Source organism: Streptomyces sp. NBC_01439 (assembly GCF_036227605.1).
GTDB lineage: Bacteria > Actinomycetota > Actinomycetes > Streptomycetales > Streptomycetaceae > Streptomyces.
This window is the reverse complement of record NZ_CP109487.1, coordinates 4,999,726-5,026,671: the sequence shown is the minus strand read 5'-3', so window position 1 is coordinate 5,026,671 and position 26,946 is coordinate 4,999,726. Positions and strand designations below refer to the sequence as shown.

Below are 26,946 nucleotides of genomic sequence, written 5' to 3'. Positions count from 1 at the left end.
GACGCCAACTGGCCTCGCACATCACCGAGTACGTACCCGAGGCCCCCGCGGAGCCCGCTCAGTCGATCGCAAAAACCGACCGCTTCCCGCTTTTTCCGGCCAAGTTCTAGCCTTGGCTCGACGGTGAGTTGCCGTCTCACGGACACCAGGATTCCCACCGGGGCAATGCTGGACATGCATCCATGTGTGCGTGTAGATGTGGATTCCTTGATGGCGGCGCAGCACGATCTGGGGGTTTGCGATGCTATTTGGCGAATCGCACCAGGTGGAAAGGCGGACGCCATGAGCGCCCCGCATCTGCCGAAAGTGGCTGGAATCGATCCAGCAGCAACCGCGTCGCCGCACACTGCGGCGCCCGCGCCCGCCCGGACCACCCCCGCACCAGCCCCTGCGCCCGGCGGCCCGGGCAGTGTCATCCAGGACCGGCTGGCGGGCATGGTCTCGGACCTCACCACCCTGCACGAGCTCACCGAGCGCCTCGCCCGTACCAGTGACCTCAACACCTCGCTGCGCGAATTCCTGCGCGCCGGAGCCTCGCTTGTCGGCGCCCGCCGCGGTCTGGTCGTCCTGGAGCCCTCCGACGGACTCGGCCCGACCAGCACGATCGGCCTCGGGCTCGGCCACGCGGAGCTCGGCCACATCGAGACCGTGCCGCGCAGCGCCACCTCCTACGGCCGGATCCTCGACGGTCTGCCGGACGCACAGGGCGGCTCCGATTTCCTGCCCGAACCGGGCGCGCCCCCCGGATCCGGGGGCTTCGCCGCCCCTGTGGACCCCCGCCACCGTGAGGTCGCCGCCCGGCTCGGCTACGCCGCGAGCTACTCGCTCCCCCTCACCGCCGAGGCCACCGGTCGGCTCGGCGCGGCCGTCTGGCTCTACGACGAGCAGGCCGAGCCGAGCGACCGCCAGCGCGACCTCGCCGGGCTGTACGTGCGGCACGCCGCGGAGCACCTGGCCCGGATGTTGGAGGTGGAGCGCTCCCGCTCCCACCTGGCCACCGTCTCCGAGGAGCTGCTGCCGAGCCGGCTCCCCCGGATCCCCGGGGTACAGCTCGCGGCCCGCCACCACACGGGGCCGCTCGGCGGGGGCGACTGGTACGACGCCCTGCCGCTGCCCGAGGGCGCCCTGGGACTGGCCGTCGGCTCCGTCACCGGATCCGGACCGAGCGCCGTCGCCGCGATGGGGCGGCTGCGCGCATCGCTGCGCGCCTACGCCGTCATGGAGGGCGAGGACCCCGTAGCGGTCCTGTCCGACCTGGAGCTGCTGCTGCGCCTCACCGAACCGGCCCGTGCCGCCACCGCCCTCTTCGCCTACTGCGAACCCGCCGGGGGGCCGCAGTCCGAAGGCCGGGGCAGCAAGATCATCCTGGCTGGTGCCGGACACACCCCGCCGCTGCTGATCGGCGAGCACCGCACCGAGTACGTGGAGACCTCGCTCTCCGCGCCGCTGGGCATGCTGTCCTGCTGGGAAGCGCCGAGCGTGGAGATCGAACCTGCACCCGGAGAAACGGTGCTTCTCTACACTGACGGGCTGCTGCACCACACCGGCGACCCGATGGACCGGGCGTACGCCCGGCTGCACGCCGCGGCTGCAGGGGTCCCGCGCAGCGTCCGCGAGGACCCGGCAGCCCTGTGCGAGCACATCCTGCGGACCGTGCTGCCCGGCGGGGTGCCGACCGATGCCCCCGAGGACATCGTGCTGCTCGCGGCCCGGTTCGAATGAGACGCGGAGCCCGTTCGAGGCCCGGAGCCCGTTCCGGATCGTGATGGATTCCACGATCCGGAACGGCTCTCTACGCACACGCATACGATGGATGCGGTCCACACCCAGGTCCGTACCGTCGTAGCTGAGGAGAAGACGTGGCTGACGAGCTCACCCCGGAGACCCCGGAAGAAGAGCAGCCCAAGAAGACGCACAAGCAGCGCAAGAACGGTCTGTACCCGGGCGTCAGCGACGAACTCGCCGAGAACATGCGCAGCGGCTGGGCCGACACCGAGCTGCACGGGCTGGAGCCCATCGCCCAGGCCGCGCACACCCTCGCCCGCCGCGACGCGCTGTCCCGGCGCTTCCCGGGCGAGCGCCTCGTCATCCCCGCGGGCCGCCTGAAGACCCGCTCGAACGACACCGAGTACCCCTTCCGGGCCTCGACCGAGTACGCGTACCTCACCGGCGACCAGACCGAGAACGGCGTCCTGGTCCTGGAACCCACCGGGCCGGCCGGTCACACCGCGACCGTCTACCTGCTGCCGCGCTCCGACCGGGAGAACGGCGAGTTCTGGCTGTCCGGCCAGGGCGAGCTGTGGGTCGGCCGCCGGCACTCCCTCGCCGAGGCCGAGCAGCTCCTGGGCATCCCCGCGCAGGACGTCCGCAAGCTCGCCGAGGCCCTCACCGAGGCCGAGGGCCCGGTCCGCGCCGTGCGCGGCCACGACGCGGTGATCGAGTCCGCCCTCACCGACAAGGTGACCAAGGAACGCGACGAGGAACTGCGCGTCTACCTCTCCGAGGCCCGCGCCGTGAAGGACGCGTTCGAGATCGGCGAACTGCAGAAGGCCGTCGACTCCACCGTCCGTGGCTTCGAGGACGTCGTGAAGGTCCTGGACAAGGCCGAGGCCACGTCCGAGCGCTACATCGAGGGCACCTTCTTCCTGCGCGCCCGGGTCGAGGGCAACGACGTCGGCTACGGCTCCATCTGCGCCGCCGGCCCGCACGCCTGCACGCTGCACTGGGTCCGTAACGACGGCGACGTCCGCTCCGGTGACCTGCTGCTGCTCGACGCCGGTGTGGAGACCCACTCCCTCTACACCGCCGACGTCACTCGGACGCTGCCGATCAACGGCGCGTACACCGACATCCAGCGCAAGATCTACGACGCGGTCTACGAGTCCCAGGAAGCCGGCATCGCCGCGGTGAAGCCGGGTGCGAAGTTCCGCGACTTCCACGACGCCTCCCAGCACGTGCTGGCCGAGAAGCTCGTCGAGTGGGGCCTGCTGGAGGGTCCGGTCGAGCGCGTCCTGGAGCTGGGCCTGCAGCGCCGCTGGACCCTGCACGGCACCGGCCACATGCTCGGCATGGACGTCCACGACTGCGCCGCCGCGCGCACCGAGGCGTACGTCGAAGGCACACTGGAACCGGGCATGTGCCTGACCGTGGAGCCGGGTCTCTACTTCCAGGCCGACGACCTGACCGTGCCCGAGGAGTACCGCGGCATCGGCGTCCGGATCGAGGACGACATCCTCGTCACGGAGGACGGCAACCGGAACCTGTCGGCCGGGCTGCCCCGCGCCTCGGCCGACGTCGAGGCCTGGATGGCGCGCCTGAAGGGCTGACGCCCCCGCGTCGCATACGGGTGGGCGGGATTCCTGTGGGGGGTCCCGCCCATCGGCGTTCCCAGCACACCCGACCCAGCAGGCTTACGGCGCTTACGACGCCTACGACACCTTCAGCAGCGTGTCGTCGCGCCACTTGAGGATCTTGTCGAAACTCACCACCGCGCCGCGGCCCGGCCGGTTGCGGAAGCGGACGTGATCGGCGAGTTCGGTGATCAAGTGCAGGCCCCGGCCGTGTTCGGCCAGAGAGGGTCTGCGGCGGGCCACCGTCGCGGGCGGGAACCCCGGACCGGAATCGGTCACCTCGATGCGGCAGCAGTCCCCGTCCAGATAGGCCGCGACGTGGTACGCCTCGCCATCGTCCGGGATTTCGCCGCCCCCGCCGTGCTCCACCGCGTTCGCACACGCCTCGCCCAGCGCCACCGAGAGATCGAAGGAGATGTCCGGGTCCACCCCCGCGGTCTCCATCGTCCCCAGCAGCAATCGCCTGGCGAGCGGCACGCTCGCGGCTTCGCGCCTCAAGTGGAGAGACCACCAGATGCTCATACGGTTACCTATTGCCGCCCGCGAGGGGGCGTAAGCGCCCTGCGGCCGTCCGAGACCGCAATACGCCCGTTCGGCCGATGCGGCTTTCCCAGAGAGCGGTGTATGCGGCTGTCCGCAGGGGGCCCGGACGGTCCTCGCACAGAGGACTCATGTGGACCTTCCGGACCTGCCGTATGAAGGTCCTAAGCGCAGTGCGATGATGGCCCGGCCATGTCTGACCCCCATGCGACGCACGCCGGAGCCGGCCTCCGGCTGATCCGGGCCGCGGTGTTCACCGCGGTCTGTGTCGTGCTGTCCGCGACCGGGCACGCGCTGGCGTCCTGCGCCACCGTGCCCTGGTGGTCCCTCTGCCTCGGCTTCCTGGCCGTTTTCGCGGTCGCCGCCCCGCTCGCGGGTCGTCGGCGCTCGCTGCCCGGCATCGCCGCCGGGCTCGCCGCCGGACAACTCGGCCTGCACGCAATGTTCGGCCTCGGCCAGCACAGCGCCGCGGCCGCGCAGGCACCTGCCGGCTCCGCCGACGCCTCGCTCGCCGAGCTCGCCGCACGGCTGGTGTGCGGGGGCAACTCCGTACCGCTCAGCCCGGCCGACGCCCGGCAGATCCTGGAGGCCGCGGGCCTGGACCCGGCCGCCCTGGCCGAGCAGGCGGCACAGGTCGCGCAGGCCGGGCAGGTCGTGGCGCAGGGGCACGGCGCGCACGCGCACGTGGCCCGGGCCGTCACAGCGGCTCCCGCTACGGGCCTGTTCAGCCCGGCCATGCTGGCCGGGCACCTGCTGGCGGCACTCGCCGCGGGCTGGCTGCTCGGCCGCGGCGACGCCGCACTCTTCCGGCTGGTCGAGCTGTCCCGTCGCTCCGCCGAAGCCGCCCCGATCCGTCCGCTGCGGGCCGCACTGGCCTTCGTACGCGCCCTCGGCGCCGGGCTCCCGGGCTCGGCCACCCGTACCCCGCAGGACCCGCGGACCGGATCCGACCCCGCCCCCTGCACGGGGCGGGAAGCACTCCATCACACGGTGATCCGGCGCGGCCCACCCGTGGCACTCGCCCTCGCAGCCTGACGCGGCACCCTCCTTCCCGGACACAGAGCGGGATACCGGTGCCGCGAACTCCGCGCGCGCCCGTGCGCGGACCCACCGCCACCACTGCTTCCGTGGAGTGTTTCTGCCATGAAGACCTCTCGCGTCTCCATCGCCGCCGCCATCGCCGCCGGTTCCGTTCTCGTCCTCTCCGGCCCTGCCTTCGCCCACGTCGGCGTGCAGCCCGCCGGCGAGGCGGCCAAGGGCGGCTACGCGACGATCAACTTCAAGGTCCCCAACGAGCGGGACAACGCTTCGACCACCCAGCTGGAGGTCAACTTCCCGGTCGACCAGCCGCTCAGCTCCGTGATGCCGCAGGACGTTCCCGGCTGGACCGTGAAGGTCGAGACCAGTGACCTCGCCACGCCGCTGACCGTGCACGGAAAGCAGATCACCAAGGCCGTGACCAAGGTGACCTGGTCCGGCGGCAAGATCGAGCCCGGGAAGTTCCAGCAGTTCCCGCTCTCCGTGGGCAAGCTGCCCGAGAACGCCGACCAGATGGTCTTCAAGTCCATCCAGACGTACGACAACGGCGAGGTCGTCCGTTGGATCGAGGAGGCCAAGGAAGGCGCCGCGGAGCCGCAGAACCCCGCGCCCGTCCTGAAGCTGACCGCCCCCAAGGGCGATGACCACCACGGCGGCGGCGCGAAGGCCGACGAGCCGAAGAACGCCGACAAGGACGCCGAGCACGGCCACGACAAGGCCGCCGCAGAACACGGCTCCGACACCACCGCGCGCGTCCTCGGCGTCGCCGGCATCGTCGTCGGACTCGGCGGTGTCGCCTTCGGCATCGCCTCGCGCCGCCGCTCCGCCTGACCTGGCGTGCCCACGGGCGCTGCCCTTCCGAAACGTCCGTAGCATCCCCGATCCCAGGGACATTTCTTCATGCGCACCACACGTGTGACGGTCGCCGCGCTGCTCGCGGCGGCCGCACTCACCCTCACCGCCTGCGGCGGTGAGCCCGCCAAGACCGGCGGAGTCACCCAGATCTCCGGCGGTCAGAGCAACGCCAAGGCCGCGACCCTTCTGGATCGCCCCTTCACCAAGCCGGAGCTCGTCCTCACGGACACCACCGGCAACCCGTGGAACCTGCGCGAGCAGACCAAGGGCAAGCCGACCCTCATCTACTTCGGCTACACCAACTGCCCCGACGTGTGCCCGCTGACGATGAGCAACATCGCCGTCGCCAAGAAGGCGCTCCCCAAGGCCGACCAGGACAACCTCCAGGTCGTCTTCGTCACCACCGACCCTGAGAGGGACACTCCCGAGTCCCTCAGCGCGTGGCTCAAGTCGCAGGACCCGTCCTTCATCGGACTCACCGGGAACTTCGCGACCATCCAGGCCGCCGCACGCACGCTCGGCATCGGTATCGAGGCCGCCTCGACGGGAGCCGACGGCAAGGTCGTCTCCATGCACGGCGCCCAGGTCATCGCGTTCTCGCCCAAGACCGACGAGGGCTACGTCCTCTACGGCGAGAGCGCCACCGTCGATGACTACACCAAGGACCTGCCGAAGCTCATCAAGGGGGAGAACCCGTGAACGCCCGCACCACCCGCACCCTCGCCGCCGCCCTCTCCCTGACGGCAGTGCTCGCCATATCCGGCTGCTCCGGCAAAGCCGAACCGCAGCTGGTCGTCACGGGCGCCTTCATGCCGCAGCCCGTGAACGACAAGATGGCCGGCGGGTTCATGGTCATCGGCAACCCCACCGAAAACCCCGACAAGCTCATCGGCGCCACCTCTCCGCTCTCCGACGATCTCCAGATCCACGAGACCAAGGACCAGAAGATGCAGCAGGTCCAGTCAATGGACGTGCCGGCGGACGGTGAGCTCCGGTTGGAGCGCGGCGGCAACCACATCATGTTCATGGGGCTCAAGAGCACTCCCAAGGTCGGCGACAAGGTCGCCGTCGAGCTCCGCTTCGAGAAGGCCGGCTCTGTCAAGGTCGAGCTGGACGTGAAGGACCGGACGTACAACGCGCAGGCTCCGACATCCACGGCCGGCCACGGCCACTGACGGACCGAGGACTGACACGCCATGACGGCCACCGCCCCCGCCCCCTCCACGGCTCGCGCCACGGCATTGCTGCCGCGGCTCGCGCTGGTCCTCGCAGCCCTGCTGGCAACCCTGTTCACCGCGGCCTCACCGGCCGCGGCGCACGCCGCACTCACCGCGAGCGACCCCAAGGACGGGGCGGTGGTCGCCACGGCGCCCGCCCAGGTCACGCTCTCCTTCTCGGAGCAGGTCGCCATGGGCGACGACTCCATCCGCGTGCTCGACCCCCAGGGCAAGCGCGTGGACACCGGTGAACTACGCGACATGTGCAGCGGGAACACCATCCGCTACGGCACCGCACTGCACTCCGGGCTGCCGAACGGCACCTACACCGTCGCCTGGCAGGCCGTCTCGGCCGACAGCCATCCGATCTCCGGTGCCTTCACCTTCTCCATCGGCGCGCCCTCGGCCACCGATGTCACCCTGCCCACCGCACAGGCGGGCGGCGGGCCCGTCGGCATCGCGTACGGGGTCGCCCGCTACGCCGCCTACGCCGGGTTCACCGTCCTCGTGGGCGGTGCCGCGTTCATCCTGCTGTGCTGGCGCAGGGGGGCCGCCGAACGGCCGCTCCAGAAACTCGTAGTGCGCGCCTGGGTCACCCTGACCACCGCCACCCTCGTCATGCTGGTGCTACGGACCCCCTACACGGGGTCCGGCAACTTCTCCGATGTTTTCGATCTCGACGGGCTCCGGGCCGTCCTGCAGACCAAGACCGGGGCCTCGCTCGTCTCCAGGCTGCTCCTGCTGGGCGCGGCCGCCCTCTTCGTCGCGGTCCTCTTCGGCGTCTACGCGCGCCGCGTGGCGGGCCTCGGACCCGCTGAGGCCGACCGGGCCGAGGGAGCCGAGGGGGAGACCGACGGTGCCGATGAGGCCGGGAACCCGGACGACACCAGCGATCTCACCTTCGGGCTGGCCATCGGCGGCGCCGTCGTGTCCGGCGGTATCGCCGCCACCTGGGCCCTCTCGGAGCACGCCTCCACCGGGATCCAGCCCGGTATCGCCATGCCCGCCGACATCCTGCACCTGATGGCCGTCGCCACCTGGCTGGGCGGACTCGCCGCGCTGTTCGTCGCCCTCCACAAGGTCCCCGAGATCGAGCGCGCAGCCGTCCGCCGCTTCTCCCGAGTCGCCTTCGTCAGTGTCCTGGTGCTCGCCGTCACCGGCGTCTACCAGTCCTGGCGCCAGCTCGGCAGCTGGTCCGCCCTCACCGGCACCGAATACGGGCAGCTGCTGCTCCTGAAGATCGGCCTGGTCGCGGTGCTCCTCGGCATCGCCTACGTGTCCCGCACGTGGACCGCGCGGCTCGCCGATGCTCCCGCGGATGCCACGACCGCCGTCGCCGCCGTCGCCGCCGTAGGCCAGACCTCGGAGGATGTTTCACGTGAAACGGCCACCGGCGCCGCCTCGGAAGGCACCGGTGTTCCACGTGAAACAAAGCCCGTTCCCGTTCCTGTCCCCGCCGACCCGGAGCGTGCCGCCCAGCTCGCCCGGCAGCGTGCCGCACGCGAGAGCGCGCTGGAGAAGCGGGTGCGCGACGCCGACCCGGACCGCGCCGGCCTGCGCCGCTCGGTCCTCGCCGAGGCGGCCATCGCCGTGATCCTGCTCGCCGTCACCACCGTGCTCACCAGCACCGAGCCCGGGCGGACCGTGGAGCAGGAGACGGGCCGCGGTTCCACCGCCACAGCGGTCCCCGACCGGGCAGTCAAGATCACCTTGCCCTTCGACACCGGCGGTCCGAACGGCAAGGGCTCCGTCCGGCTCGAACTCGACCCGGGACGGGTCGGGGCGAACACCTTGCACCTCTGGGCCGACTCCGCTGACGGCGCCCCCTTCGACCTCCCCGAGGTCAAGATCGCCTTCACCCTTCCCGCCAAGGACATCGGCCCCCTGCCGCTCGTACCCGAGCAGGCGACCCCCGGACACTGGACCGCTTCCGGTGTCCAGCTGCCGCTCTCCGGTGAATGGCGCATCGACGTGACCGTCCGTACCTCCGACATCGACCAGACCACCGTCCAGAAGACCGTGAAGATCGGCTGACCAGCGTGACCGAGAGCAACCCCGACATCGAGATCTCCCGGCGCAGGCTGCTGGGTACCGTCGGCGCCGCAGGCGCCGTCGGGATCGCCCTCGGAGCCACCGGCGGCGCCCTGGCGCAGTCCGCTCTGGACGGCTCCGGGAGCGGCTCCGCTCCGGGAGCCGCTGGCAGTCTGGCCTCCCTGGGCGCCACCCAAGTGGCCTTCCACGGAGACCACCAGGCCGGCATCACCACCCCGCTGCAGGCCAAGGGGCACCTCATCGCCTTCGATCTCACCGCCGGGGCGGGCCGCGCGGAGGCCGCCGCGCTGCTGCGGCGCTGGTCCGACACCGCCCGGCGGCTGATGGCGGGCGAGCCGGCCTCGTCATCCGACAGCGGGATCGCCCTGGACGCCGGTCCGTCCTCCCTCACCGTCACCTTCGGCTTCGGTCACTCCTTCTTCGAGCGCACCGGCCTCACCGCCCGCCGCCCCGCTGCTCTCGACCCGCTGCCGGACTTCTCCTCGGACCGGCTGGACGCCCAGCTGAGCAACGGTGATCTGTGGATCCAGATCGGCGCCAACGACGGCCTCGTCGCCTTCCATGCCCTGCGTGCCCTGCACAAGGACGCCGGGGAGGCCGCCCGCGTCCGCTGGCAGATGAACGGCTTCAACCGGTCTCCAGGCGCCACCAGCAGCCCGATGACCGCCCGCAACCTGATGGGCCAGATCGACGGCACCGGCAACCCGAAGCCGGCGGAGCCCGACTTCGACAAGCGGATCTTCGTTCCCGGCTCGGGCCCCGGCCCCGCCGAGCACGCTTGGATGGCCGGGGGCTCGTACGCCGTCGTCCGGCGCATCCGCATGCTCCTCGACGACTGGGACAAGCAGTCCCTCGCCCAACAGGAGCAGGTCATCGGCCGCACGAAGGCCACCGGCGCCCCTCTTACCGGTGGCAGCGAGACCACCGAAATGGCGCTCGACAAGCTCGGCGCCGATGGGAAGCCCGTGATCCCGGCCAACGCCCACGCCCGGATCTCCGCCCCCGAACAGAACGGCGGGGCCGCCATGCTACGGCGTCCCTTCTCCTTCTACGACGGAATCGGCCCGGACGGCGCCCCCGACGCGGGGCTCCTCTTCGTCTGCTGGCAGGCTGATCCGCTGCGCGGATTCGTGCCCGTACAGCGCAAGCTCGACCGCGGCGACGCGCTGTCGACGTTCATCCGGCACGAGTCCAGCGGGCTGTACGCGGTTCCGCCCGGCCCCCGCAGCGGAGAGTACGTGGGGCAGCGGCTGCTCGAAGGATGAACAGCGACCCGGCGGTCGGCACCCCGGCATTAGGCTGATCGCATGTCAGCCACCCGCTTCACGTATCTCGGTCCCGAGGGCACCTTCACCGAGGCCGCCCTGCGCACCCTGCCGGAAGCCGCGACCCGGGAACTCGTCCCGATGGTGTCGGTCCCGGCCGCCCTGGACGCCGTGCGCAACGGTGAGGCGGCCGCTGCCCTCGTCCCGATCGAGAACTCGGTGGAGGGCGGGGTCACCGCCACCCTCGACGAGCTGGCCTCGGGCGAACCGCTGATGATCTACCGCGAGGTGCTGCTGCCCATCACCTTCGCGCTGCTCGTGCGGCCCGGGACGGCCCTGTCGGACGTCAAGACCGTCACCGGGCATCCGGTCGCCCAGCCGCAGGTACGCAACTGGCTGCGGGCGAACCTGCCCGACGCGGTGTGGGAGTCGGCCGCCTCGAACGCCGACGGCGCCCGGCTGGTCCAGGAGGGCCGCTTCGACGCCGCCTTCGCGGGCGAGTTCGCCGCCGCCACCTACGGGCTGGTCCCGCTGGTGACCGAGATCCACGATGCGGAGAACGCCGAGACCCGGTTCGTGCTGGTGGGACGCCCCGCCCGACCGGCCGCGCCGACCGGCGCGGACAAGACCTCCGTCGTGCTGTGGCTCGGCGACGACCACCCCGGTGCGCTGCTGGAGCTCCTCCAGGAGTTCGCGGTCCGGGGGGTGAACCTGATGCTGATCCAGTCCCGTCCGACCGGACAGGGCATCGGCAACTACTGCTTCGCCGTCGACGCCGAGGGCCACATCTCCGACCGGCGGGTCAGCGAGGCGCTCATGGGCCTCAAGCGGACCTGCCCCCAGGTCCGCTTCCTCGGGTCTTACCCGCGGGCCGGTGTTGCTCAGAGTGATGTCCGGACTCCTCGGCCCGGGACTTCCGACGGTGACTTCACGGCTGCCTCCGACTGGCTGGGGCGTTGCCTCGACGGGCGGGCGTAGGACGTCGTCCACTATCCACAGAGTTATCCACAGGCGAAGATGGGGACCTGGGGACAAGTCGACAGAGTGGCATGACAAGGTCGACAAATCGCCCGGGAGACTCAGGTTTCGCTCTGGGGAGCGGGAGGTGAACGGTGTCACCCCCGCATCGCCGATCAACCCTTTGGGGCGAGTCATTCCCACCCGAATGAGTGTGTGAGGGTGGTTTGAACCCTGATTCACCCTGCCCATCCACCGATCAGGAATGATCTATTCCTGTGTCCACAGAGGCGGCACACAGCCTGTGGATAAGATGCAGGCGGCGGCAATTCCTGTGGACAAGAAGCCCCTCCAGTCCTGCTCAGAGCCAGCCCGACCGCCAACATTCCGCCCCATTTCGGGGAATGGGACCGCTTTTATTGACGCTCCGAGAAGCGCCACTTCCGGTCAGTCGCCAAGACTTATCCATTCGTTGCAATTGGGACATAATGACACGCAGCGTGATATCGGTGTGATCCGAAGAAGCCCAGCCCGGTAGCCTGGAGGGGTGATTGACCTCCGGCTGCTCCGTGAAGACCCTGACCGTGTCCGCGCCTCGCAGCGCGCCCGTGGAGAGGACGTCGAACTCGTCGACGCGCTGCTCTCCGCCGACGAGCGCCGCAGGTCCTCCGGCATGCGCTTCGACGAACTGCGCAATGAGCAGAAGTCCCTCGGCAAGCTCGTCTCCAAAGCCTCTCCCGAAGAGCGGGCCGAGCTGCTGAAGAAGGCCGAGCAGCTCAAGCAGGACGTCAAGGCCGCCGAGGCCGAGCAGAACGAGGCCGACGAGGCCGCCAAGCAGCTCCTCCTCCAACTCGGCAACATCGTCCACGAGGACGTCCCGGTCGGCGGCGAAGAGGACTTCACCGTCCTGGAGACGCACGGCACCATCCGCGACTTCGCCACCGAGGGCTTCGAGCCCAAGGACCACCTGGAGCTCGGTGAACTGCTGGGCGCCATCGACGTCGAGCGCGGCGCCAAGGTCTCCGGCTCGCGCTTCTACTACCTGACCGGCGTGGGCGCCCTGCTGGAACTGGCGCTGGTCAACGCGGCCATCGCCCAGGCCACCGAGGCCGGCTTCATCCCGATGCTGACCCCGGCACTGGTCCGCCCGCGCGCCATGGAGGGCACCGGCTTCCTCGGCCAGGCCGCCGAGAACGTGTACCACCTGGAGAAGGACGACTTCTACCTGGTGGGTACCTCCGAGGTCCCCCTCGCCGCGTACCACATGGACGAAATCATCGACGCCGAGAAGCTGCCCCTGCGGTACGCCGGCTTCTCCCCGTGCTTCCGCCGCGAGGCCGGTACGTACGGCAAGGACACCCGCGGCATCTTCCGCGTCCACCAGTTCGACAAGGTCGAGATGTTCTCGTACGTCGCGCCGGAAGACGCCGAGGCCGAGCACCAGCGGCTCCTGGAGTGGGAGAAGCAGTGGCTGACCAGCCTGGAGCTGCCGTTCCAGGTGATCGATGTCGCCACCGGTGACCTGGGCGCCTCCGCCTCGCGCAAGTTCGACTGCGAGGCGTGGATCCCCACCCAGGGCAAGTACCGCGAGCTGACCTCCGCCTCGAACTGCGACAGCTTCCAGGCCCGCCGCCTGTCGATCCGCTACCGCGACGGCAAGAAGACCCAGCCGTTGTCGACGCTGAACGGCACGCTGTGCGCCGTACCGCGCACGATCGTCGCGATCCTCGAGAACCACCAGCAGGCCGACGGTTCGGTACGGGTGCCCCAGGCCCTCCGTCCCTACCTCGGCGGCCGCGAGGTCCTGGAGCCGATCGCCAAGTGAGCCCGGCCCCGTTCCCGTACAAGCTCGTCGCGACCGATCTCGACGGCACGCTGCTGCGTGGCGACGACTCGGTCTCGGAACGCACCCGTGAAGCGCTCGTCGCGGCCACCGCGGCGGGCGCGGCACACATCATCGTCACCGGTCGCGCCGTGCCCTGGACCCGGCACGTACTGGACGATCTCGGCTACAAGGGGATCGCGGTCTGCGGGCAGGGCGCACAGGTCTATGACGCGGGTGCGCACCGGCTGCTGACCTCGGTGACGCTGGACCGGCAGCTGGCCGGTCTGGCGCTCTCGAAGCTGGAGGCCGAGATCGGCCCGCTGGCGTTGGCGGCCAGCCGGGACGGGGTGGACGGCGAAGTACTGTTCGGGCCCGGGTACCAGGCACAGGAAGGGCTCCCGGCCCTCTACCTGGAGGACGCCAAGGCACTCTGGGCGGCTCCACTGAACAAGCTCTACATCCAGCATCCGGAGCTGGACGACGACGCGCTCGTCAAGGTGGCCCGGGAGACCGTGGGCAGCCTGGTCGACATCGTCATGGCGGGGCCCGGCATCGTCGAGATCCTGCCGCTGGGTCTGACCAAGGCCACGGGTCTGTCGCTGGCCGCGCGCCGGCTGAAAGTGAAGGCGGCGGACACGATCGCCTTTGGTGACATGCCCAACGACATCCCGATGTTCGGCTGGGCCGCGCACGGGGTGGCAATGGCCAATGCCCACGCCGAGCTCAAGGCCGTGGCCGACGAGGTGACGACCTCCAACGAGGAGGACGGCATCGCGGTGGTGCTGGAGCGTCTGCTGGGCGCCGCGTAGCGCGCATGACGTAGGAGAAGGTCCGGGACGGCCCGCGCCGCAAGGCGCGCTCGAAGTGGCTGCCCCGGACCTTTTGTTGCTCCCCGCACGACTCACTCTGCACCTGGCGCAGGTCCCTTACCAGCGAATTTTCGTGCATCAGCCGTGGATGCGGCGGCGGCGCCAGTAGGCGACGGTGAGGATGCCCAGCAGCGGGCCCCAGAGCAACAGCGGCGCGTAGGAGAGGTCGAAGATCCGGAGGGCGAGTCCGGTCGGCGCATCGGGATTCGCGGCGTTGGTCTCGCTCCAGGTCCAGGCACCAAGGACCGTGATGCCGGTGAGCGCGATCGCGCCCAGCGACGCGGGAACGACCGCCACCAGGGGGTGGATCCGGCCTCCGCCCAGCACGGGAATCCAGCCGGGCAGCTCCTCGCCCCAGCGCTGGACCATACCGAGGCTCAACAGGCCGAGGCACTCCTGCAGGACGCAGACGAAGACGAGGACCAGGGACGCGGTACCCGGGTAGTACGAGTGGTGCAGGTCGCTGCCCGGTCCCCAGCCCATGGGAATGCCGACCGCGATCGCCAGCCGCCACAGGCAGCTGGGAAGCACGGTCAGCGAGGTGAGCCGGGCGAGCAGGCGAAGCCGTGGGGAGACTCCGGGCACGGTGTGCGGGGCACGAACCACGGTGTGGGAAGTCATCTGACAAGTCCTTTTCAGGGGCTTCTGGTTGCTGACTCAAGCCTGGTCGGACGGGGCCTTCGGAACCATCCGCCGATCGGCAGGCCGGTGGGTCCTGTCATGTCCGTACTGCTCTGCCGATCGGCGGATGGCCGGTCCCGGGGCGCGATCGTAGGGTCGAGCCATGACCGCCAACCTCCGTACCGCGTACGCCCCGTTGCTGGCCCTTGCTGGCATCGGCGGCCTCCTCGCGGTGTTCCTGGGCGCGCCCCCGGCGTGGTTGCTCGTCTGGGTGGGGCTACTGCTGCCGCTGCTGGCCCTGGTGGCCCGCTGGTCCCCGGTGCGCTCGGGGGCCGTCGCGGCCTCGCTGGGCGTCACGGCCGTCGCGTTGTGGCCGGTACCGCTGATGTGGGGGACGGCGTCGTGGCTGGAGGCCTGTGGAGCTGCGGCGTTCTGGGCGGTGCCCGCTCTCGGGGCCCTGGCGGCCGGGGGATATCTGCGCCGTCAGGCGAGCCGGATGCGCCGGGCCGTCCGGGACGGCCGGCGTGACCAGCAACTGGAACTGGCGCGGGATCTGCACGACTTCGTGGCGCACGACGTAAGCGCCATCGTGGTGCAGGCCCAGGCGGCCAGGTTCGTGGCGGACAAGGACCCCGAGCAAGCGGTCCGCGCGCTGGAGCGGATCGAGGCGGCCGGGCTCGGCGCGCTCGCCTCTATGGACCGGACGGTGCACGCACTGCGGGAGGCGGCCGGTGCGCGTTCCGCCTCGGTCCCGGGGACCTCGGAACTACCTTCGCTGGTAGGACGGTTCGAGGGTGGGGTGCTGGAGGCCGATCCAGCAGCGGCCCGCGAGTTGTCACGAGAAGCGGACACCACCGCCTACCGGGTGGCCGTGGAGGCCTTGACGAACGTACGCCGGCACGCGCCCGGGGCGGCGGTCGTACGGGTGCGCCTGTACCGGGCCGCTGAGGGAATCGAGCTGAGCGTGGCCAACTCCGCGCCGGCCAGGGGCGCGGGCGGACTACGGGGACTGGGGCTGCGGCGGCGGGGTGGAACCGGGCTGGCCGGTCTGCGCGGCAGGGTGGAGGCGGCGGGCGGGACGCTGCGGGCCGGCCCGAGCGCCGACGGCGGGTGGCGGGTTTGCGCCGTCTTCCCGGCACAGGGACCCACCCTCGGGTGATCATGGCGGCGTGACCACACGCATCCTGATAGCCGACGACCAAGAGGACATCCGTAGCGGTTTCCGGCTGATCCTTGATTCACAGCCGGACATGACCGTGGTGGGGGAGGCCGCGGACGGGGAGAGCGCGGTGGCGCTGGCGAGGGAACTTCGGCCCGATGTGGTGCTGGCGGACATCCGAATGCCTCGGCTCGATGGGCTGGAGGTGACCCGGCTGCTGGCGCCGCAGACGCGCGTGGTGGTGGTGACCACCTTCGACTTGGACGAATACGTGCACACGGCGCTCCGCAACGGCGCCTGCGGCTTCTTGCTGAAGCGGTCCGGGCCGGCACTGCTGATCGAGGGGGTGCGGGCGGCGATGGCGGGGGACACGCTGATCAGTCCGCAGATCACGGTGCGGCTGCTGAGCCGGCTGACGCAGGAAGGTCCGGTCGCCCGGCCCTCGGCGCATCCGCTGACGGAGCGGGAGGTGGACATCGTGCGCCTGGTGGCGCGGGGGCTCACCAACGCCGAGATCGGCGCGGAACTGTTCATCAGCGCGGGGACGGCAAAGACCCACATCGCGAACGTCCAGGCCAAGCTGGGGGCCCGCAACCGGGTGGGAATCGCTGCCTGGGCCTGGGAGCACGGCATCGCCAAAGCGGAGCCGGAGGCTGAGGCCGACTAGTAGGGCTTGGTCAGGTTGGGGCTGGTGTTGCGTGTCCTAAGGGCTCGGTGAGTCGTTCAAGACGTGTGACGCCGGAGGAAATTGCAGCTGTACGTGGCGAGTTGGAGGACTTCGCGGCGGAGGTTTTCGAGCCGTTCGCGCGTAAGGATCAGCGTCGGTGGGGGCGGGTTTACCTGCGGGGCCTGCTCACGGACGGGCAGCGCAAGTCGGTCGAGCCGATGGCCGCCCGGCTGGGCGAGGACGGGAACCGTCAGGCCCTGGCCCACTTCATCACCACCAGCCCGTGGGACCCCGCGCATGTGCGGGCCCGGCTGGCCTGGAGCATGGAGAAGGCGATCCGGCCCACCGTGCTGATCTTCGATGACACCGGCTTCCTCAAGGACGGCAATGCCTCGGCGTGTGTCTCGCGGCAGTACACCGGCACTGCGGGCAAGGTCACCAACTGCCAGGTGGGCGTCTCCCTGCACCTGGCCTCGGACCACGCCTCGGTGGCGGTCAACTGGCGGCTGTTCCAGCCCGAGGCCTGGGACCCCGCCTCGCCGAAGGCGGACCCGGCCAAGGTCGCCCGCCGCACCGCCTGCGGCATTCCCGACGACACCGGGCATGTGGAGAAATGGCAGCTGGCCCTGGACATGCTGGATGAGACCCGCTCGTGGGGCATCGAGGTGCCGCTGGCCGTCGCGGACGCCGGATACGGAGACGCGGCGGCATTCCGGCACGGCCTGCAGGCCCGCGGCCTCAACTACATGGTGGGGATCTCCACCACCCTCTCGGCCCAGCCCGGCGAAGCCGTGCCGGTGACCGAGCCCTACTCCGGGAACGGACGGCCACCCGTGGCGAAGTACCCGGACAAGCCGCAGTCGGTGAAACAGCTGGTCATCGCGGCCGGCCGGAAGACGGCGAAGCCAGTGCAATGGCGTGAGGGCTCCCGGCCCGGCACCGGCCGCAGCGGCTTCAAGCGGATGTACTCGCGGTTCGTGGCCTTGCGGATCCGGCCTGCCGGTCGCGAGGTCCGCCACACGGTCGAGGGCCCGGAACTGCCCGCATGCTGGCTGCTGGCCGAGTGGCCGGCCGACCAGGGCGAACCCGTTCAGTTCTGGCTCTCCGACCTGCCCGCCGACACCCCGCTGACCACCCTGGTCCGCCTGGCCAAGCTCCGCTGGCGCATCGAGCACGACTACCGCGAGATGAAACAGGCCCTGGGACTTGCCCACTTCGAGGGACGCACCTGGAACGGATGGCACCACCACGTCACCCTCGTATCCGTCGCCCACGCCTTCTGCACCCTGCAACGACTGGCCAGAGCCCCAAAAGACATGGCGCCGGCCTGAGCCTCTACCAAGTCGTCCGCGAGCTACAAACCCTCCTCGCGACATGGACCGGCGCATGCCCCACCTGCCACCGCGGCATACCCACACCAACCCCAACCTGACCAAGCCCTACTAGATCCCCGTCATGTTTCACGTGAAACAACGTTGCGGGTGAGCGGCCAGGCGAGCAGGCCGACGGAGAGCGCGATGGCGTGGCCGAGGTCCGTGAAGGTGCCACCGGTGACCAACGGCATCCCGAAGAAAGCGAGCGCTCCGGCCAGGTAGAGCCATCTCCAGGGGCCGGGGAGCAGGTAGGTGAGGACGCCGATGGAGGCCGCGAGCCCATAGCTGACGCCGATGTCGACGACGTGGGTCATGCTGTGCGGGGCCCGGTGGTCCTGGATGGCCGTCAGGAGGATCTTCTGGCTGACCAGGGTGGCGACGACGTGGGCGGTCGCGACGATCAGGAGCCAGCGCAGGGTGCCGAGCCAGCGTTCGACGGGGGCGTGGAACAGCTCGAAGAGCACGGCGTAGAGGGCGAGGGAGGCCGGGTTCGCGATCCAGAAGGCACTGCTGACGAGTGCCCGGACCGGGTATTTGACGAGCTGGTTGATGTTGCTGCTGTTGCGGTGGAGGAGGACGCTGTCGACCTGGTCGGGTGCGATCGCGACGATGATGCTGGTGACGGCGATGATCAGCAGCCAAATGTGCGTTCCGGGCGAGGAGCGTATCCAGGACCGCAGTGGCCTGGACGGCTCCGGCTCGGTGTGCGCGACCATGCACCGATGATGCCGCGCGAACCTGTGCCCCGCCCGACCGGTGGGCCGGGCGGGGCACAGGTTCGCATGAGCTGTGACAGGACCTACTCCTCGCCCGCCAGGGTGAGGCGGCGGAGCTTCTGGCCCGCGTAGACGGTGGCGCCGATGGTGACCGCGCAGAGCAGGATCACGGCAGTGGGAAGGCCGACGGTGGCGTCGACGTACCCGTCCCCGGCGACCTTCTCGGCGACGGACAGGGCCCACTGCTGGACGCTGAGGGTCTTGGCTCCGGAGACCAGGCTGCCGAAGAGCGACTCCCAGATCAGGGCGTAGACCAGGCCGAAGACGACCGCGTGCCGGCTGACGGTGCCGAGCAGCAGGAACAGCGCGCTGTAGGCGATCGAGGCCACGAGGGCGGCGATCGTGTAGGCGACGGCGATCTGCTGTCCGTTGCCGTTGAGGATGAAGCCTGCGATCAGGGTGGGGATCGCGGAGAAGACCATCGTGACGGCGATCGCCACGATCAATTTGGTCATGATGATCTTCGGGCGCTTCACCGGCTTGGCGAGCAGGTAGACGATGGAGCCGTCGTCGATCTCCGGGCCGATGGCGCCGGTGCCGGCGATGACACCGATCAGCGGGACCATGGTGGCGAGGGCGAAGCCCCCGAGGAGGTCGGCCGCGACCTTGTCGTCCACGCCCACGAAGGCACGGACGACGAGGGCGATGACGATCAGCAGGGCGGGGAGCGCGAAGAGGATCAGCGCGCGGCGCCTGCCGAGCAGGGCCCGGTAGGTGAGCCGGGCAACGGTGGGGTCGTACACGTACATGGGTGCCAGCTCCTTTCAGGCCGTGACGAGGTAGGAGAAAACCGACTCGAGGGACTCGTCGGAGGGCGAGACCGTCAGCAGCCGGATGCCGTGCGCCCGGGCCACGCGGGGCAGCAGTTCGGTGAAGCGGCCGAAGTCGACGGCCTGGATGCGCAGCGCGCCTTCCTTGTGGTCGACCTCGATGCCGGCGGTGGAGGGATCGGCGATCAGGGCCGCGGCGAGCACCCGGTCGTCGGAGGAGCGGATGACGTAGCGGTGCGGGCGGTCCGTCATCAGGCGGCGGATCTTGCGGAAGTCGCCGGAAGCGGCGTGCCGACCGGCCACGACCACCTCGATGTGCGAGGCGAGCTGCTCGACCTCCTCCAGGATGTGGGAGGAGAACAGGACGGTGCGTCCCGCGTCACCCATCCGCCGCAGCAGGTCCATGAGCTGCATGCGCTGGCGCGGGTCCATGCCGTTGAACGGCTCGTCGAGGAGCAGGACGGCCGGGTCGTGGACGAGGGCCGAAGCCATCTTCACGCGCTGGCGCATGCCCTTGGAGTACGTGGAGATCTTGCGGTCCTGGGCGTACTCCATCTCGACGGTGGCGAGCGCCCGCTGGGCGGCCGCGTCGTCGAGGCCGTGGAGTTCAGCGTTGGCGACGACGAACTCCCGGCCGGTGAGGAAGTCGTACATGGCCTCGCGCTCCGGCACGACGCCGATCTGCTTGTAGACCTGCTCGTTCTGCCAGATCGGTGCGCCGTCGAGGGTGACGGTGCCCGTGGAGGGGGCGAGGAAGCCGCCCATCATGTTGATGAGGGTGGACTTTCCGGCGCCGTTGGGACCGAGGAGCCCGGTGACACCGGGTCCGATGTTCATGGTCACGTCGTTGACGGCGACGACGTTCCCGAACCAGCGGGAGGTGTGGTCGATGTGGATGGTGGTCACAGCCCGGCCTTCCGGTAGCGGGCCATCAGGGCGGCGTAGGAGCCGACGATGAGGCCGAGGGCGACGAGCAGGTAGACGACGCCGACACCGGCCGAGGGGCCCTCGCCGCCGGGGAAGGCGGAGGTGGCTCCCAGGAAGGCGGTCTGCACTCCGTCGATGAGGGTGATCGGGGAGAACAGGCCCATCCACTCGATGGCCTCGGTGTTGCCGGTGCTGTAGGAGATCCCCTGGACCGCGGTCACCGCGCCGAACGGGATCAGGAGCACCGCGATGATCGCGGCGACACCGAATCCGCGGCGCGGGGTGAGCGCGGCCATCACCAGGCCGAGGCCGGCGAAGAGCAGCGACAGCAGCAGAACCGACACGAGTCCCTGCCCGAATCCCTTGGTCTGGTGGGCGAAATCGAACTTCGCGAGGAGCGAGCCGATCCACATGATCAGCAGCGGGGTCGCGGTGAGGACGAAGAGGGCCGAAGCCATGGCCGCGTACTTGGCCACGACGTAGTCGACGCGCTCGATGGGCCGCGAGAAGTAGAGCGGCACCGTCTTGAATCGCAGGTCCCGCGAGACCGACTGCGGCGCCTGGGACGCGAGGAAGAGGCCGATGATCACCTGGGTGGTCAGGGCGTACGTCGTGTACTTGATCGGCAGGTCGGTGGAGCCGGGCACTGCGATGGCCACCGCGACGATGATCAGCGCGGGCACGCACATCACCGCGAACAGGAGCATCGGGAGGACCTTGGACTTGGCGGAGCGGCCGAGGCCGTAGGCGCCCCGCAGCGACTGCGAGAACAGCGACGTGCGGGCGTATGCGCGGCCGAGCCGGGGTCCGTCGTAGGACCGGTAGCCGATGTTGTGGATCTGGGTCGAGGTGTCAGGCGCCATCGGAACCGGCTCCCTTCTGCTGGACGGTGTACGAGGGCTGGTTGTTGTCGCGGAATACCTCCGCGATGTGGTGACGGCGCTGCTCCATGCGGACCAGGCCGATGCCCAGCTCTGCGACGGTGTCGCGGACGGTGTCGTACGTCTGCTCGCCGGTGGCCTCGACGAGGAGGATGTGGCCGGCTCCGGGCAGGCCCTGCTCCTCCCCGGCGTGCAGGGTGACACCGGCTTCTGTGAGCGCCTTGCGCAGGGCGGCGGTGCCGTCCGGGTGGGCGTCGGAGTCGGTGACCTCGACCGCGAGGGTCGTGGTGATCTGGGTGAAGTCGCTGGTGGAGCTGGAGCGCAGCAGCTTGCCACCGTCGACGACGACCACGTGGTCGCAGGTCCGCTCCAGCTCACCGAGGAGGTGGGAGGTGACCAGGACGGAGATGCCGAAGTCGGTGTAGATGCGGCGGATCAGGCCGAGCATCTCGTCGCGGCCGACCGGGTCCAGACCGTTGGTCGGCTCGTCGAGGAGGACCAGCTGGGGGTCGTGGACGAGGGCCTGGGCGAGCTTGACGCGCTGCTTCATGCCGGTGGAGTAGCCGCCGATGGGGCGGTAGCGCTCCTCGTACAGCCCGACGTGGCGCAGGGTGTCGGCGGTGCGCTCGCGGGCCGCGGTCGGCGGCAACCCGGACATGCGCGCCATGTGGACGACGAACTCGGTGGCCGAGACGTCGGGTGGCAGGCAGTCGTGCTCGGGCATGTAGCCGACGCGTTCACGGATGGCGCTGCCATGCGTGTGGACGTCGAGGCCGAGCACGGCGGCGCTGCCCTCGGTGGCGGGGGACAGTCCCAGCAAGATCTTGATCAGCGTGGACTTGCCGGCTCCATTGGCACCCACGAGGCCGGTCACACCAGGCCCGATGTCCAGGGAGAGCCGGTCGAGGGCGGTCACTCGGGGGTACCGCTTGCTCAGGCTTTCGGTCGCGATGACAGTCACGGGTTCGACGTTAGTGGGGCAGCTCTCGTGAAACGTCAGACCTGGAGCTGGATCCCGTCTCAGCCTTCAGGCGTACACGCCCGTACTGGAGGCTGATATGGACCCGACAACTTTGTCCACAGGTCCGTGCACGACCCTTGACGTGATCTCCGGTCATTGTCACATTCATCAGTGTCAACTTACGGGCGCGTACGGCTACACGGATGGACGGGCTGATATGGCTGGGGACACCAAGCAACGCACCGCGCGACTCTCCGGACGACGCTCCGCCGACCTGAGCGGCTTCAGAGAGGTGCAGCGCCTCTCGTACGAGTGCGCCGAGGCCGTCGCGGCCCAGCTGCGTCCCGGGGTGACCGAGCGCGAGGCCGCGCGGATGCAGCGCGAATGGCTAGGGGAGCGCGGGGTACGGGACTGGTTCCACCTGCCCTTCGCCTGGTTCGGGGACCGCACCGCCTTCGCGAACTTCCGGCTCCCGCTGCAGTTCTTCCCCACCAACCGGAAGCTGGAGCCGGGGATGGCGTTCATCCTCGACATGGCACCGGTCTACAAGGGGTACGCGGCGGACATCGGCTATTCGGGCAGCCTCGGGCTCAATCCCGTGCAAGACCGGCTCATGTCCGACCTCCAGGCGCACCGCGTACTGATCCTGGAGCAGGTGCGCGAGGGCCGCTCCCTGCGCGAGATCTACGAGGACGTCGAACGGCTGATGACCCGGCAGGGCTACGCCAACCGGCACCGGGCCTATCCCTTCGGCGTGATCGCGCACAAGATCGATCGCGTCAAGGAGCGGCGCTGGTCTCCGACCGCCTTCGGCTTCGGCACCCAGTCCCTCAAGGGACTGCTGAGTGACGCCCTGCACGGCCACCGTGAGGGCTGGTCCCCGCTGTGGAGCCCGTACCGCTTCTCCGACCATCCGCCGCAGCCCGGCCTGTGGGCGGTGGAACCCCACCTCGGATTCCGGGGTACCGGCGCGAAGTTCGAGGAGATCCTGGTCGTCACCGACTCCCGGGACCCCGAGGAGAGCGCGTTCTGGCTGGACGACGATCTGCCGCACGTGCGGCGCTGGGCCGAGGAGAAGGCAGCATGAGCGACATGGGCGGAGCGGGAGCGGTGGGCCTGGCGGGTGCGCGCGAGCGCCGGGTGAGCACCGGTGGGGTCGAGCTGTGCGTCGTCGAACTTGGTGAGACGGGCCGGCCGACGGTGCTGCTGGTGCACGGCTACCCGGACAGCAAGGAGGTCTGGTCGGAGGTCGCCGAGCGGCTCGCGACGCGCTTCCACGTGGTGCTCTACGACGTACGCGGCCACGGGCGCTCCACCGCACCGCAGCCGTTGCGCGGCGGCTTCACCCTGGAGAAGCTGACCGACGACTTCCTGGCGGTGGCGGACGCGGTCAGCCCGGACCGGCCCGTGCACCTGGTCGGCCATGACTGGGGCTCCGTACAGGGCTGGGAGTTCGCCACGATCGCCCGTACCGAGGGCAGGATCGCCTCCTTCACTTCGATGTCGGGTCCCTCCCTCGACCACTTCGGGCACTGGATCAAGAAGCGGATGGCGCGGCCCACCCCGCGGGCGGCGGCGCAGCTCCTCGGCCAGGGTGCCAAGTCCTGGTACGTCTACATGCTGCACACCCCCGTACTGCCGGAGCTCGCCTGGCGCGGGCCGCTCGGCAAGCGGTGGCCCGCCATGCTCCAGCGGCTCGAAGAGGTTCCGGCCGGCTCCTATCCGACGGCCTCACTGCCTTCGGACGCAGCACACGGAGCCTGGCTCTACCGCGACAACGTGCGGCCTCGAATGCGCCGGCCGCGCCCCGACGCGTACGCCCACGTACCGGTGCAGCTGATCACCCCGACCGGGGACGCCTTCCTGTCCGAGCGGCTCTACGACGGTCTGGAGCGGTGGGCTCCGGACCTGCTGCGGCGGACCCTGCCCGCCAGGCACTGGGTGCCTCGGACCCGGCCCGACCAGCTGGCCGCCTGGATCACCGAGTTCGTCACCGACCGGGAGGAGCCCGCGACGCGGGCACCGGAGCAGAAGGCCCCGGGCAAGTACGCCGACCGCTTCGCGGGCCAGCTGGTCCTGGTGACCGGCGCGGCCAGCGGCATCGGCCGGGCCACCGCCTTCGCCTTCGCCGAGGCCGGGGCCCGCGTGGTCGCCGTCGACCGCGACGCGGAAGGCGCGGCGCGCACGGCCGACATGGCCCGGCTCGTCGGCGCCGCCGAGGCGTGGGCCGAGTGCGTGGACGTCAGCGACGAACAGGCGATGGAGAAGCTCGCGGCGAAGGTCGCCGCCGAGTACGGAATCGTCGACGTCCTGGTCAACAACGCCGGGATCGGCCTGTCCGGCTCCTTCCTCGACACCACCGCCGAGGACTGGAAGAAGGTCCTGGACGTCAATCTGTGGGGGGTCATACACGGCTGCCGGATCTTCGGGAAGCAGATGGCCGAGCGCGGCCAGGGCGGGCACATCGTCAACACCGCCTCCGCCGCCGCCTACCTGCCGTCCAGGACCCTGCCCGCCTACAGCACTTCGAAGGCCGCGGTGCTGATGCTGTCGCAGTGCCTGCGCGCGGAACTGGCCTCGAAGTCGATCGGGGTCTCCGCGATCTGCCCGGGCATCGTCAACACCAACATCACCGCCACCTCGCGCTTCGCCGGGGTGGACGAGGCCGAGGAGAAGCGCCGCCAGGAACGCTCCTCGCGGCTGTACGGGCTGCGCAACTTCCCGCCGGAGAAGGTCGCCGACGCGATCCTGCGGGCGGTGGTGCGCAACGAGGCCGTCGTACCCGTGACTCCGGAGTCCAAGGGCGCTCTGTGGATGTCCCGCTTCGCCCCGCGTGCCCTGCAGCGCATCGCGCGGCTGGAGCCAAAGCTGTGAACGGGCCTGCGGACCCGATCGGCCGGCACCCGATCAGTCCGCGCCGGGTGGCCTTCGATTGGAAGACCACTCCTCTGCACTGGATACCGGACGAGCCCACCGCCACGCACGTCATCAACGTGCTCCACCTGCTGCTGCCCGCCGGGGAGCGGTGGTTCGTCAGGGTCCTCAAGGAGGGGCTTCCCCTGGTCACCGACCCCGCGCTGCGCAGTGACGTCAAGGGGTTCATGGGTCAGGAGGCCACGCACAGCGTGCAGCACTCCTCCGTGCTGGACCACCTCGCCGAACAACGGCTGCCGACGGAGGCGTACACGCGGCACGTGGACTTCCTCTTCGAGAAACTGCTCGGGGAGGCCCCGCCGTTCGGGGTGCCGGTCACGGCGCGGGAGTGGCTGCGCTTCCGGCTGGCCGTGGTCGCCGCGATCGAACAGTTCACGGCGGTCCTCGGGGACTGGGTGCTGCGGGCCGACGGGCTCGACCGGGCCGGGGCTGACGAGATCATGTTGGACCTGCTGCGCTGGCACGGCGCGGAGGAGGTGGAGCACCGTTCCGTCGCCTTCGACATGTACCAGCACTGCGGGGGAGCCGGTCTGCCCCGCTACGCGCGCCGCATCGAGGGGATGGTCGTGGTCGCGCCCGTACTGGCGTGGCTGTGGGTGTGGGGGACCTCGTACCTCATGCGCAACGACCCGGAGCTCGGCGGTCGGCTGCGCTACTCGCTCGGCGCGCACAACCGGGCGGTGGCCAAGGGCCTACTGCCTCCGTGGAGAGAGCTCGGCATGGCCATACCCCGCTACTTCCGGCGGTCGTACCATCCCTCGCAGGAGGGCTCGCTGCGCAGGGCGGTCGAGTACCTTGCGGCTTCACCTGCCGCCCGGGCCGCGGCGGGGGCGGTCGGCCGAGCCGCGATGTCGTAGGGAGCCGGGATTGTCCGATCAGGCGGTAGCCGAGTACCGGATCGAGGATCTGGCGCACCACAGTGGAGCAACGGTGCGCACGATCCGGGCGTACCAGGACCGTGGCCTGCTGCCGAAACCGGAGCGGCGGGGCCGTTCCAACGTCTACCGGGACACGCATCTGGCACGGCTGCGCCAGATCGCGGACCTGTTGGACCGCGGCTACACCCTGGCCTCCATCAAGGAACTGCTGGAGGCCTGGGACGCCGGGCGAGGTCTGGGCGGCGTACTCGGGCTGGTCGCCGAGGTGCACGGGCCGTGGACCGACGAGGAGGCGACCCGGATCAACCGGGAGGAGCTGGACGAGCGGTTCGGCGGCCGCCCGGACGACGACGCCGTGGACGAAGCGTGCGAACTCGGGGTGCTGGAGCGGATCCCGGGGCGCCCGGACCAGTTCCTGGTGCCCTCCCCGCAAGAGCTGGCGGTGGCCGCCGAGCTGCATGCGGCCGGGGTGCCGCTGTCGGCGATCACCGGGCACTTGCGGGAACTGCGGGGACAGGTGGAGCACATCGCCTCGCGGTTCCTGGAGTTCACCACCGAGCACGTCTTCGCGCGCTACCTCGGACAGGTGCCGCCCACGGACGCGGACGCGGCGGAGGCGGCGACCATGGTGCGGCGGCTGCGGCCGCTGGCCCAGCAGACCGTGGACGCGGAGCTGGCGCGGGCGATGCGGCTCTTCGCGACCCGACACCTCCAGCGGCACCTGGGGTCGGCCGGCGCACCGGGGCCGACGGGGCCCGCGCCGGTGGCGCTGCCGGCCGCGACGGTACGGGCCGTACAGGATCTGGTGGGTGCCGACCACGTCGCGGAGTTCGTCCGGGCCGCGACGGAGCGGGAGCTCCAGGCCCGGACGATGAATGATCTGGCGCGCCGACGGGAGCAGTAACAACGCCTGGGCGGGTGGTGACGACGAAAGGTTCGGTCGGGGCGGGTCGGGGCCGGTCCCCGGATTCCACAGGATCCCCGGATTCCACAGGGTCCACGGGGTCCACAGGGCGGATCACGCGTTTGTC

The 26,946-nt window shown here is 70.2% G+C and carries 25 protein-coding genes; 18 read left to right on the top strand and 7 right to left on the bottom strand.

Translation table 11 applies throughout. The annotated features are described in order from the left end of the window. The first annotated feature begins 165 nt into the window (after positions 1-165). A complete protein-coding gene (locus OG207_RS22485; protein ID WP_329100265.1) occupies positions 166-1,722 on the top strand; it encodes a PP2C family protein-serine/threonine phosphatase in 1,557 nt (518 codons plus the stop codon). A 137-nt stretch (positions 1,723-1,859) separates the two neighbouring features. Beyond that, positions 1,860-3,326 (top strand): aminopeptidase P family protein, encoded by a 1,467-nt coding sequence (locus OG207_RS22480; RefSeq protein WP_329100264.1) that lies wholly within the window; start codon positions 1,860-1,862, stop codon positions 3,324-3,326. Between the two features lie 102 nt (positions 3,327-3,428). Here the strand turns inward: OG207_RS22480 and OG207_RS22475 are convergent, their stop codons facing one another. Further along, a complete protein-coding gene (locus OG207_RS22475) occupies positions 3,429-3,872 on the bottom strand; it encodes an ATP-binding protein (RefSeq protein WP_329100263.1) in 444 nt (147 codons plus the stop codon). 210 nt (positions 3,873-4,082) lie between these two features. On the opposite strand from OG207_RS22475, the gene OG207_RS22470 reads away from it, so the two are divergent. The 9 genes from OG207_RS22470 (at position 4,083) to OG207_RS22430 (ending at position 13,908) form a co-directional block, all read left to right on the top strand. Further along, complete coding sequence (locus OG207_RS22470; RefSeq protein ID WP_329100262.1) at positions 4,083-4,925, top strand: hypothetical protein; 843 nt, start codon at positions 4,083-4,085, stop codon at positions 4,923-4,925. 108 nt (positions 4,926-5,033) lie between these two features. Further along, complete coding sequence (locus tag OG207_RS22465; RefSeq protein ID WP_329100261.1) at positions 5,034-5,759, top strand: YcnI family copper-binding membrane protein; 726 nt, start codon at positions 5,034-5,036, stop codon at positions 5,757-5,759. Between the two features lie 69 nt (positions 5,760-5,828). Further along, positions 5,829-6,482, top strand: coding sequence for an SCO family protein (locus OG207_RS22460; protein WP_329100260.1), 654 nt, complete (start codon positions 5,829-5,831; stop codon positions 6,480-6,482). Next, positions 6,479-6,958, top strand: a complete 480-nt coding sequence (locus OG207_RS22455; protein ID WP_329100259.1) for a copper chaperone PCu(A)C — start codon at positions 6,479-6,481, stop codon at positions 6,956-6,958. The genes OG207_RS22460 and OG207_RS22455 overlap by 4 nt, the downstream gene beginning before the upstream one ends. A gap of 21 nt (positions 6,959-6,979) precedes the next feature. Further along, positions 6,980-9,034 carry a copper resistance CopC/CopD family protein gene (locus OG207_RS22450; RefSeq protein WP_329100258.1) on the top strand — a complete coding sequence of 685 codons (2,055 nt, stop codon included), beginning with the start codon at positions 6,980-6,982 and terminating at the stop codon, positions 9,032-9,034. Beyond that, the gene (gene efeB, locus OG207_RS22445) at positions 8,959-10,317 is read left to right on the top strand and encodes an iron uptake transporter deferrochelatase/peroxidase subunit (protein WP_402694711.1); all 1,359 of its coding nucleotides are present in this window, start codon (positions 8,959-8,961) and stop codon (positions 10,315-10,317) included. The genes OG207_RS22450 and efeB overlap by 76 nt, the downstream gene beginning before the upstream one ends. A 42-nt stretch (positions 10,318-10,359) precedes the next feature. After that, a complete protein-coding gene (gene pheA, locus OG207_RS22440; RefSeq protein WP_329100256.1) occupies positions 10,360-11,295 on the top strand; it encodes a prephenate dehydratase in 936 nt (311 codons plus the stop codon). 526 nt (positions 11,296-11,821) lie between these two features. Then, entirely contained in the window at positions 11,822-13,099 is a 1,278-nt protein-coding gene (gene serS, locus OG207_RS22435) for a serine--tRNA ligase (protein WP_329100255.1), read from the top strand. After that, positions 13,096-13,908 (top strand): HAD family hydrolase, encoded by an 813-nt coding sequence (locus tag OG207_RS22430; protein ID WP_329100254.1) that lies wholly within the window; start codon positions 13,096-13,098, stop codon positions 13,906-13,908. Before serS ends, OG207_RS22430 begins: the two co-directional genes overlap by 4 nt. A gap of 138 nt (positions 13,909-14,046) precedes the next feature. On the opposite strand, the gene OG207_RS22425 is transcribed toward OG207_RS22430, so the two are convergent. Beyond that, positions 14,047-14,589, bottom strand: a complete 543-nt coding sequence (locus OG207_RS22425; RefSeq protein WP_329100253.1) for a hypothetical protein — start codon at positions 14,587-14,589, stop codon at positions 14,047-14,049. A gap of 163 nt (positions 14,590-14,752) precedes the next feature. On the opposite strand from OG207_RS22425, the gene OG207_RS22420 reads away from it, so the two are divergent. From OG207_RS22420 to OG207_RS22410, 3 genes are all read left to right on the top strand, one after another. Beyond that, a complete protein-coding gene (locus OG207_RS22420) occupies positions 14,753-15,748 on the top strand; it encodes a sensor histidine kinase (protein ID WP_329100252.1) in 996 nt (331 codons plus the stop codon). A 10-nt stretch (positions 15,749-15,758) separates the two neighbouring features. Continuing rightward, positions 15,759-16,415 (top strand): response regulator transcription factor, encoded by a 657-nt coding sequence (locus OG207_RS22415; RefSeq protein ID WP_329100251.1) that lies wholly within the window; start codon positions 15,759-15,761, stop codon positions 16,413-16,415. A gap of 65 nt (positions 16,416-16,480) precedes the next feature. Then, a complete protein-coding gene (locus OG207_RS22410) occupies positions 16,481-17,746 on the top strand; it encodes an IS701 family transposase (RefSeq protein ID WP_329095407.1) in 1,266 nt (421 codons plus the stop codon). Positions 17,747-17,868: 122 nt separating this feature from the next. On the opposite strand, the gene OG207_RS22405 is transcribed toward OG207_RS22410, so the two are convergent. From OG207_RS22405 to OG207_RS22385, 5 genes are all read right to left on the bottom strand, one after another. Then, positions 17,869-18,504, bottom strand: coding sequence for a rhomboid-like protein (locus tag OG207_RS22405; RefSeq protein WP_329100250.1), 636 nt, complete (start codon positions 18,502-18,504; stop codon positions 17,869-17,871). 83 nt (positions 18,505-18,587) lie between these two features. Continuing rightward, positions 18,588-19,307 carry an ABC transporter permease gene (locus OG207_RS22400; protein WP_329107785.1) on the bottom strand — a complete coding sequence of 240 codons (720 nt, stop codon included), beginning with the start codon at positions 19,305-19,307 and terminating at the stop codon, positions 18,588-18,590. Between the two features lie 21 nt (positions 19,308-19,328). Further along, positions 19,329-20,240: an ABC transporter ATP-binding protein gene (locus OG207_RS22395; protein WP_329100249.1), complete on the bottom strand. Its 912-nt coding sequence runs from the start codon at positions 20,238-20,240 to the stop codon at positions 19,329-19,331. Next, the gene (locus tag OG207_RS22390; RefSeq protein WP_329100248.1) at positions 20,237-21,124 is read right to left on the bottom strand and encodes an ABC transporter permease; all 888 of its coding nucleotides are present in this window, start codon (positions 21,122-21,124) and stop codon (positions 20,237-20,239) included. The genes OG207_RS22395 and OG207_RS22390 overlap by 4 nt, the downstream gene beginning before the upstream one ends. Continuing rightward, entirely contained in the window at positions 21,114-22,103 is a 990-nt protein-coding gene (locus OG207_RS22385) for an ABC transporter ATP-binding protein (RefSeq protein ID WP_329100247.1), read from the bottom strand. Before OG207_RS22385 ends, OG207_RS22390 begins: the two co-directional genes overlap by 11 nt. Before the next feature lie 217 nt (positions 22,104-22,320). Between OG207_RS22385 and OG207_RS22380 the strand changes: the two genes are divergently transcribed. Genes OG207_RS22380 through OG207_RS22365 form a run of 4 tightly spaced genes read left to right on the top strand, consistent with a single transcriptional unit; the run spans position 22,321 to position 26,819 of the window. Next, positions 22,321-23,190, top strand: a complete 870-nt coding sequence (locus OG207_RS22380; RefSeq protein WP_329100246.1) for a M24 family metallopeptidase — start codon at positions 22,321-22,323, stop codon at positions 23,188-23,190. Next, positions 23,187-24,977 carry an SDR family oxidoreductase gene (locus OG207_RS22375; protein WP_329100245.1) on the top strand — a complete coding sequence of 597 codons (1,791 nt, stop codon included), beginning with the start codon at positions 23,187-23,189 and terminating at the stop codon, positions 24,975-24,977. Before OG207_RS22380 ends, OG207_RS22375 begins: the two co-directional genes overlap by 4 nt. After that, the gene (locus OG207_RS22370; protein WP_329100244.1) at positions 24,974-25,894 is read left to right on the top strand and encodes a metal-dependent hydrolase; all 921 of its coding nucleotides are present in this window, start codon (positions 24,974-24,976) and stop codon (positions 25,892-25,894) included. The genes OG207_RS22375 and OG207_RS22370 overlap by 4 nt, the downstream gene beginning before the upstream one ends. Before the next feature lie 10 nt (positions 25,895-25,904). Then, positions 25,905-26,819 carry a MerR family transcriptional regulator gene (locus tag OG207_RS22365; protein ID WP_329100243.1) on the top strand — a complete coding sequence of 305 codons (915 nt, stop codon included), beginning with the start codon at positions 25,905-25,907 and terminating at the stop codon, positions 26,817-26,819. Positions 26,820-26,946: the final 127 nt, after the last annotated feature.

Excerpts from the sequence above, each read along its gene's own strand:
- OG207_RS22485 (WP_329100265.1), top strand. The coding sequence starts at position 166 with ATGCTGGACATGCATCCATGTGTGCGTGTAGATGTGGATTCCTTGATG.
- OG207_RS22475 (WP_329100263.1), bottom strand. The coding sequence starts at position 3,872 with ATGAGCATCTGGTGGTCTCTCCACTTGAGGCGCGAAGCCGCGAGCGTG.
- OG207_RS22470 (WP_329100262.1), top strand. The coding sequence starts at position 4,083 with ATGTCTGACCCCCATGCGACGCACGCCGGAGCCGGCCTCCGGCTGATC.
- OG207_RS22465 (WP_329100261.1), top strand. The coding sequence starts at position 5,034 with ATGAAGACCTCTCGCGTCTCCATCGCCGCCGCCATCGCCGCCGGTTCC.
- OG207_RS22460 (WP_329100260.1), top strand. The coding sequence starts at position 5,829 with ATGCGCACCACACGTGTGACGGTCGCCGCGCTGCTCGCGGCGGCCGCA.
- OG207_RS22450 (WP_329100258.1), top strand. The coding sequence starts at position 6,980 with ATGACGGCCACCGCCCCCGCCCCCTCCACGGCTCGCGCCACGGCATTG.
- efeB (WP_402694711.1), top strand. The coding sequence starts at position 8,959 with ATGGCGCATCGACGTGACCGTCCGTACCTCCGACATCGACCAGACCAC.
- pheA (WP_329100256.1), top strand. The coding sequence starts at position 10,360 with ATGTCAGCCACCCGCTTCACGTATCTCGGTCCCGAGGGCACCTTCACC.
- OG207_RS22425 (WP_329100253.1), bottom strand. The coding sequence starts at position 14,589 with ATGACTTCCCACACCGTGGTTCGTGCCCCGCACACCGTGCCCGGAGTC.
- OG207_RS22420 (WP_329100252.1), top strand. The coding sequence starts at position 14,753 with ATGACCGCCAACCTCCGTACCGCGTACGCCCCGTTGCTGGCCCTTGCT.
- OG207_RS22405 (WP_329100250.1), bottom strand. The coding sequence starts at position 18,504 with ATGGTCGCGCACACCGAGCCGGAGCCGTCCAGGCCACTGCGGTCCTGG.
- OG207_RS22390 (WP_329100248.1), bottom strand. The coding sequence starts at position 21,124 with ATGGCGCCTGACACCTCGACCCAGATCCACAACATCGGCTACCGGTCC.
- OG207_RS22380 (WP_329100246.1), top strand. The coding sequence starts at position 22,321 with ATGGCTGGGGACACCAAGCAACGCACCGCGCGACTCTCCGGACGACGC.
- OG207_RS22375 (WP_329100245.1), top strand. The coding sequence starts at position 23,187 with ATGAGCGACATGGGCGGAGCGGGAGCGGTGGGCCTGGCGGGTGCGCGC.